The 7,320-nt window shown below is 72.1% G+C and carries 5 protein-coding genes and 1 pseudogene; 2 read left to right on the top strand and 4 right to left on the bottom strand.

Annotated features, from left to right (window positions below; translation table 11 throughout):
• Positions 1–459 (top strand): annotated as a pseudogene (locus GT042_RS23145) (hypothetical protein); the annotation flags it as partial.
• A gap of 31 nt (positions 460–490) precedes the next feature.
• Here GT042_RS23145 and GT042_RS23150 read toward each other — a convergent pair.
• From GT042_RS23150 to GT042_RS23160, 3 genes are all read right to left on the bottom strand, one after another.
• Positions 491–2,551: a bifunctional glycosyltransferase 87/phosphatase PAP2 family protein gene (locus tag GT042_RS23150; RefSeq protein WP_237531088.1), complete on the bottom strand. Its 2,061-nt coding sequence runs from the start codon at positions 2,549–2,551 to the stop codon at positions 491–493.
• Positions 2,552–2,971: 420 nt separating this feature from the next.
• Positions 2,972–3,730: a hypothetical protein gene (locus tag GT042_RS23155; protein WP_161310649.1), complete on the bottom strand. Its 759-nt coding sequence runs from the start codon at positions 3,728–3,730 to the stop codon at positions 2,972–2,974.
• Positions 3,730–4,350, bottom strand: a complete 621-nt coding sequence (locus GT042_RS23160; RefSeq protein WP_161310650.1) for a hypothetical protein — start codon at positions 4,348–4,350, stop codon at positions 3,730–3,732. Before GT042_RS23160 ends, GT042_RS23155 begins: the two co-directional genes overlap by 1 nt.
• Positions 4,351–4,470: 120 nt before the next feature.
• Here GT042_RS23160 and GT042_RS23165 point away from each other — a divergent pair, with 120 nt between their 5' ends.
• Positions 4,471–4,968 carry a GNAT family N-acetyltransferase gene (locus tag GT042_RS23165; RefSeq protein ID WP_161310651.1) on the top strand — a complete coding sequence of 166 codons (498 nt, stop codon included), beginning with the start codon at positions 4,471–4,473 and terminating at the stop codon, positions 4,966–4,968.
• Positions 4,969–4,998: 30 nt separating this feature from the next.
• Here the strand turns inward: GT042_RS23165 and GT042_RS23170 are convergent, their stop codons facing one another.
• On the bottom strand, positions 4,999–7,050 hold the full coding sequence (locus GT042_RS23170; protein ID WP_161310652.1) for an MDR family MFS transporter: 2,052 nt from the start codon (positions 7,048–7,050) through the stop codon (positions 4,999–5,001).
• Between the last annotated feature and the right edge of the window lie 270 nt (positions 7,051–7,320).

The raw sequence follows: 7,320 nt of genomic DNA on the forward strand, positions 1-7,320 counted from the left end.
ACCGGGCACCTCGACCGGCCGCCGCTGCCCGGCACGTCGGACAGCACCCCGCTGGCCGACCCGGGGAGCACCGCCGACGCGGTCGCCGCCCTGGCCTCGTCCGGTTACGCGAACCAGGCGGCGGGCGCCCTGGAGTGGCTCAAGAAAAACGCCGGCCCCTGGGCCGCCGAGAACGGCCCGGCCGCCTACGCCCAGCTGATCTTCGCCGCCCACACGACGGGCACGGACCCGAGGAACTTCGGGGGCCTCGACCTGGTACGGCTCCTGAACGCCACCGGTCCCGCGCCCACGCCCGTACCGAGCATCACCGCGCAGCCGGTGGCCGAGATCCGGAGCGGCGGCCTCGGCGGGACCGGGTTCGGCATCCTGTGGGTCATCGGCATCGGGCTGGCGGCGGGGGTCGCGATCGGCTATCTGCTGAGCAACCGCGGCAGGGCGGGCCAGCACCAGCAGCTCTGAGCGGTCGGTCCCAGGCGTCAGGCGTCAGGCGTCAGGGTGACGGTTCGCGCGCCGGGTCGGCCGTATCCGCCGTCCCGGCCGTCGTGCCGTCCGCCGTCCTGTCCGCCTTCGATGCCTTCGCCGCCTTCCCCGCCGGGAACGGATCCGGCTTCACCGGCGAGGCCGCCTTCGGCAGCAGCTCGCGCCGCCCCGACAGCAGATACGTCAGCGCGAATCCCGTACCGACGACCGTCGCACCGCCCACCGCGTCCAGCACCCAGTGGTTGGCGGTGCCGACGATCGCCGAGACCGTGAACAGCGGATGCAACAGCCCAAGCGGTTTCATCCACTTCGGGGCCAGGATCAGGATGATCAGCCCGCACCACAGCGACCAGCCGAAGTGCAGCGAAGGCATCGCGGCGTACTGGTTGGTGAGTTGCGTCAGCGCGCCGTAGTCCGGGCTCGCGAGGTCCTGCGGGCCGTGCACGGTGTCGATGAAGCCCATGCCCGGCATCAGCCGCGGCGGAGCCAGCGGGTAGAACCAGAAGCCGACCAGCGCGAGGATCGTCGCGAAGCCCAGCGAGGAGCGCGCCCAGCGGTACTGCGCGGGGCGGCGCACGTACAGGATGCCGAGGATCGTGAGCGGCACGATGAAGTGGAAGGTCGAGTAGTAGAAGTTGAAGAAGTCCTCGGCCCACCCCGCCTTCACCGTCGCGCGGTTGGCCCAGTGCTCGATGTCGATGCCGAGCGCCCGCTCGACGGAGTGCACCTGCCGGCCGTGCTCCTCGGCCTCCGCCCGCCCCCCGGCCGCGGCAAGCCGGATCTTCGCGTAGACCGAGTAGCCGACCCGGATGACCAGCAGTTCGAGGAGCAGGTTCGGGCGGCTGACGACCCGTCGCCAGAACGGCGCGAAGGGGATACGGCCCCAGCGCGACGGCACCGGCCGCGCGTACTCGGTCGGCACGGGCCGGTAGAAGTACGGAGACGTACGGGACAGGAAGGGCACCCCGCACGCCGCCGCGAGCGCCGCGACCAGCAGCACGTTGTCCCGTACGGGATGCAGCACCGCCATGTTCGGCAGCAGCATCTTCCCCGGCAGGGTCATCACCAGGACCACCACCGCCGGCCACACCAGCCGGTCCCTGGCCTTCTTGCCGACCCGCCCGACCACGGCCAGCAGCACCCACAGGAGCTGGTGCTGCCACGCGGTCGGGGAGACCGCGACGGCCACACAGCCCGTCAGCGCGACGGCGAGCAGCAGTTGTCCGTCGCGCGCGTAGCGCACCGCCCGTCGCAGGCCCAGGAAGACGACACCGGCGGCCAGGAGGAGGAAGAGGACGATCTCCAGGGGCCCTTCGAGACCCGCGCGCAGGAGCGCGCCGTGCAGGGACTGGTTGGCGAGGCTGTCGGCGCGCTCGCCGAGGCCGACGCCGCCCACATGGTGTATCCAGTACGTCCAGGAGTCGGCCGGCATGGCGGCCCAGGCCAGGGCCGTGAAGAGCGCGAAGGTGGACACCGACGTGACGGCGGCCTTCTTGCGGCCGGTGAACCAGAGCAGCGGCGCGAACAGCAGGACGGCCGGCTGGAGGGCGGCCCCGACGCCGATGAGGATCCCCGAGCCCCGCTCGCCGCGTACGACGAAGCAGCCGAGCAGGACGAGCAGCACGGGAAGGATGCTGGTCTGGCCGAGACTGAAACTGTTGCGTACGGGCAGGGACAGCATGAGCAGACTGATCGCCACGGGCGCGGCCAGCAGAGCCCTACGGCGGGAGGCGCGGCCCGGCAGGGCGCGGGCGACGACGAGGCCGAGCGCGACGACGAGCAGCAGCGTGCCGAACGTCCAGGCGATCCCGAGGCTCTCCTGCGCCGCGCGGGTCAGCGGCTTGAGCACGAGGCCGGAGAACGGGCTGCCGGTGAAGGTCCTGGTGTCGTACAACGAGCCCGTCACGTGCAGGACGCCGTTGTCGCCGACCCAGGTCTCCAGGTCGGTCAGCCGTTCACCGGGCGGCCGTCTCAGGACCGCCGCCGCCTGTCTCACCGCGAGCACGGCGGCCACGAGCCAGAGCACGACGCGTACGGTGCCGAGCCTCGCCCCCGCCGAGCCCGCCGCCATGCCGCCGTTCACGCTGTGCTCCGCATTCGCCACGCCGCGCCGACCCTCCGTCCGAAAACGCCATCCCTGGGGCATAGAGCCTCGCACCACCCTTCCGGGAAGACTCAGGCAACCCCCTCTTCGCCTGACTGTCATCCCTGTTTTGTCTCGATGCCCATGTCTTCGGCAGGCACGTCGGCGGAGACGGACCCTCGCGGGACCCGGATCACTCCAGAAGGGAATCCTGCACCCCGGCGCGCCCCGGCCCGAACCACGACGCGCCCGCGAGCGGCACGCGGACGCGGGGATGTGCGGACGTACGGACCTGCGGAAGGAAGGTGATGTGCGGACATGCGGAAGGGAGGCGGCGGGCCGTCCCTTGCCCGCCGCCTCCTGGTCTGTCACGGCAGCGCCCGTGGGGGCGCGTGCCTCAGCCGCGCGTCAGATGCGCAACAGCCGTTCCGTCACCTCGCGGTAGCTCTGGAGGGCGAGCCGGAGGTCCTCGGTGTCCTTGCCGCCGTCCTTGTCCTGACCGGAGGTGTCCCAGTCGGCGCGCAGGGAACGGGGGCGCTCGGCGAGCACCTTGCTCAGCCGCTCGGCCGTCTCCTCCAGCACACCCGCGGCCTCCTCGACGGAGCGCCTGGGCCCGTCGACGAAGGAGCTGAGCGCGTCCTGGAGACGCTGGTTGAGCTTGTCGCTCTCGTCCTGCGGGAAGAACCGGGCCTTGGCGTGGTCGGCCTTGGCGGAGGTGGGGGCCTTGCCGGTGGTGGTGGTGCCGGTGGTGGTGCCGTCCGACGGGCGGGTGGCGGTGCCGGCCGCCGTACGGTCCGTGCCGGTCGTCGTACGGTCGGAGCCGGTTGACGTACGGTCGGAGTTGGCCGCCGTCCGGTCGGAGCCGGTCGTCGTACGGTCCGTGGCGTCCTTGTCGGTGTCCGCGGTGGTGCCGCGGGACGGGGCCTCCGGCGTACGGACGGGGCGCTTCACCTCGCGGCCGTCCCGTACCTCGGGGGTGGCGGGAGGCCCGGCCGGCCGGTCCGCGGCGGTGGTGCCGGCGGTGCCTGTGTCGGTCGTACGGTCCGGAGTGCTCGTGCGGTCCGGGGTGCTCGTACGGTCCGCCCTGTCGGCGCCGCGGTCGCCGTTCGCGCTGTTCATGCCGTCGTTGGTGTCGGTCTTATCGGTGCTGTTCGGGTCGTACGTCATCACGCACCACTCCCTTTGGGTCGCAGTGAAAGGTTCCGGTTCCGGCCGGCGCTCCCGTGGCGGATGCCACCGTTCTCGTCGGGGCGGGCCAGGATCAGCTGTTCGAAGAGCCGGCGCGCGCCGACCATGGCCTCGCGCAGCTCTTCCGTGCTCGCGCCGCTCCCGGCGTCGGAGGCCACGTGGTGGACCGTCCGGTAGCCGTCCACCTCGTGCGCGTGGTGGACGGAGAGGGCGTCGAGCTGGTCGTCGTACGCCGTGTCGGGGTAGCCGCGCTCCGCCGCGAGCCGGGCCAACAGTTGGTCGGCCTGGGCGACGGCCTCCTGGGGTGCGTCGACAAAACGCTCCTGGAGTCCGGCCCAGGCGGCCACGTACTGCTCGCGCTGCTCGGCGGAGAGGGGCTGGGTGTGCAGGTCGCCGTGGCGGCTGACCCGCTCGGCCAGCTCGTGCTCGGCGGCCTTGGTGTCACCGTCGTGCCGCGCCACGGCGCGGTCGTACTCCGGGCCGAAGCGGCGCTTGAGCCCGCCCCGCCCGTTTCCCTTGCCGGGTCCGGCGTACAGGACGGCGCCGACAATGATCACGAAGACCACGATCAGACCGATGACGATCAGGACTGTGGACATGGTTGCCTTCCTGTTTCTCTACTCGTCCCGGCTCGTAAGCTCGTAAGTAAGTGCTTCTGGCATCCGGGTTGCCCGTAATCCGTTGGCCAAACAGTCCGGGCCGCCGGTAGGGAAAGGACCATGAACTGGTCCGTACGTCCTGAGTCCTTCGCCACCCCGGAGGCGACCCGCCTGCGCCGCGCCTACTACGCCGAGGTGGCGGGCCGTTACTGGCACCGGCCGGCGACGGAGGCGGAGATCGACGCGGGGCTCGCCGAGGACCCGCCGGACGGGCTGGTGCCGCCGACCGGTGAGTTCGTGGTGGGGCGGTACGGCGGCGAGGCGGCAGCGTGCGGCGGAGTGCGCCTGCTGGCGTGGCGGACGGGGCCCCCGGCGGCCGAACTGACCCGGGTGTACGTGACCCCGGCCGCACGCGGCACCGGCGGGGGCGGCGCGCTGCTCGCGGCCCTGGAGGCCGCCGCGCGGGGGCTGGGGGCGCGGCGGATCGTGCTCGACACGCGGCTCGACCTGGTGGAGGCGCGGGGGTTGTACGGGAAGCACGGGTACGGGGAGATCCCGGCGTACGGGGAGCCGGGACCGTACAGCGAGATCTGGTACGGCAAGCGGCTGACGGACTGAGCCGGCAACACCCCTCACCGGCCGGTCCGTTCAGGCGGCGTGGTCCCTCGGCGCGTCCGGGCCGCGCGGGCGTTCGCCGTCGGAGCCGCACAGCTCCGCCGTGAGTTCCCGTACCAACTGCACCAGGTCCGTGGGCCGTTCGGGGGTCCACCAGTCCCCCAGCAGTTCCGCCAGGGATTCCGAGCGGGCGTCCGCGAGCACGTCGCCCGCCTCGACTCCCGCCGTGGTGAGGGTCAGTTGCACGCCCTCGCGGCGGACGAGCGCGCGTTCCTCCAGCTGGCGGGCGGCGTCGGTGACGACCGTGACCGGGAGGGGGACGGAGTCGGCGAGCAGGCCGGGCTCGACCGCGCCCTGGCGCCGGATCCGCAGCAGCAGCCAACTCGCCGCCGGGAGCAGGTCGTAGCCCGCTTTCGCGGTGATGTCCTCGTAGACCCGGCGGCGGCCCTCGCGCGTCCCGAGGACGGACAGGGCGCGGGCGACCTCGTCGTGGGAGGAGCGTTCGACGGGGTTGGCGGCCAGGGTCTGGCTGGCCTCCGGCGCGGTCACCGAGCCGCGCAGGGTGTCCTCCTTGAGGAACCACGCGACGACGAAGGCGAGCAGGACGACCGGCACGGCGTACAGGAAGACGTCGGTGATGGACGAGGCGTACGCGTGCAGGACGTCGGGGCGCAGCGCGGCGGGCAGCCGGGTGACGGCGCGGGGGTCCTCGGCGAGGCCGTCGGGGCTGACGCCGGGGGGCAGCGGGCGGCGGGCGAGGGTGTCGGCGAGCTTGCTGTGGAGGAGGTTGCTGAAGATCGTGCCGAAGATGGCGACGCCGAAGGAGGAGCCGATGGACCGGAAGAAGGTGGCGCCGGAGGTGGCGACGCCGAGGTCCCGGTAGCTGACGGAGTTCTGCACGACCACGACGAGGACCTGCATGACCAACCCGAGGCCGGCGCCGAAGACGAAGAAGTAGGCGCTCATCTCCGCGGTGCCGCTGGTCTCCTTGAGCTGGTGGAGCAGGAGGAGTCCGACGGCGGTGACGCCGGTGCCGAGGATCGGGAAGACCTTCCAGCGGCCGGTGCGGCTGACGATCTGGCCGGATCCGGTGGAGGTGAGGAGCAGCCCGGCCACCAGCGGCAGCATGTGCACGCCGGAGAGGGTGGGGGTGACGCCCTGCACGACCTGGAGGAACGTGGGGAGGAAGGTCAGCGCGCCGAACATGGCGAAGCCGACGACGAAGCTGATGACCGCGACGAGCGTGAAGGTCCTGATGCGGAAGAGGCGCAGCGGCAGGACGGGTTCGGCGGCGCGCCGTTCGACGCGGAGGAAGACGGCGAGCAGGACGAGGCCGACGGCGGCGAGCGTGATGATCTGCGGGGAGCCCCAGGCCCAGGTGGAGCCGCCGAGGGAGGCGACGAGGACGAGGCTGGTGGCGACGGAGGCGATGAGGAGCGTGCCGAGGTAGTCGATCGTGTGCTTGGTCCGGCGTACGGGGATGTGCAGGACGGCGGAGATGACGAGCAGCGCGACGATCCCGATGGGGAGGTTGATGTAGAACACCCAGCGCCAGCTGAGGTGCTGGGTGAAGAACCCGCCGAGGAGGGGGCCGAGGACGCTGGTCGTACCGAAGACGGCGCCGAAGAGTCCCTGGTACTTGCCGCGTTCGCGCGGCGAGACGATGTCGCCGACGATCGCCATGGAGAGCACGATCAGGCCGCCGCCGCCGAGGCCCTGGAGGGCGCGGAAGGCGATGAGCTGGGGCAGGTTCTGGGAGATCCCGCACAGGACGGACCCGAGAAGAAAGATGACGATGGCGGTCTGGAAGAGCTTCTTGCGGCCGTACTGGTCGCCGAGTTTGCCCCAGAGGGGGGTGGCGGCGGTGGAGGCGAGCAGGTAGGCGGTGACGACCCAGGAGAGGTGGTCGAGGCCGCCGAGCTCGCTGACGATGGTGGGGAGGGCGGTGGAGACGATGGTCTGGTCGAGCGCGGCGAGGAGGAGGCCCATGAGGAGGGCGCTGATGGCGGCGAGTACGGTGCGCGGACTCTGCCCCTCCCCGGGGACGGGACTCGCGGCCCGCTCCCCCGCGTCCTGAGCTGCCATGCCCGGCCTCCTCCGCTTCCCCCCACACCACCCTGGCCCCCGCCGGGCCTCCATCCTGTCCATCCTGGCCGCTGTGTCCCGTTATGGCCCGCCAAACCCCCGTCAGGTCACCCGGCCGCCGACACGGCGCGGGGAGACGGCCTGCATAATCGCCGGTTCAAGGGGAGGGGACCCACTGTGAACGACAATCGGAACGGCCACGGGGCGGGGCCCGGCGGTGCCGGGCAGGGACCGGGCACGAGGCCGGGTGCCGCCGGGCCGGCCGGCGGT

The sequence above is a fragment of the Streptomyces sp. SID3212 genome (assembly GCF_009865405.1).
Taxonomy (GTDB): domain Bacteria; phylum Actinomycetota; class Actinomycetes; order Streptomycetales; family Streptomycetaceae; genus Streptomyces.

Bases quoted from the DNA above. Each gene is read 5' to 3' on its own strand.
- GT042_RS23150 (WP_237531088.1), bottom strand. From the start codon at position 2,551: ATGGCGGCGGGCTCGGCGGGGGCGAGGCTCGGCACCGTACGCGTCGTG.
- GT042_RS23155 (WP_161310649.1), bottom strand. From the start codon at position 3,730: ATGACGTACGACCCGAACAGCACCGATAAGACCGACACCAACGACGGC.
- GT042_RS23160 (WP_161310650.1), bottom strand. From the start codon at position 4,350: ATGTCCACAGTCCTGATCGTCATCGGTCTGATCGTGGTCTTCGTGATC.
- GT042_RS23165 (WP_161310651.1), top strand. From the start codon at position 4,471: ATGAACTGGTCCGTACGTCCTGAGTCCTTCGCCACCCCGGAGGCGACC.
- GT042_RS23170 (WP_161310652.1), bottom strand. From the start codon at position 7,050: ATGGCAGCTCAGGACGCGGGGGAGCGGGCCGCGAGTCCCGTCCCCGGG.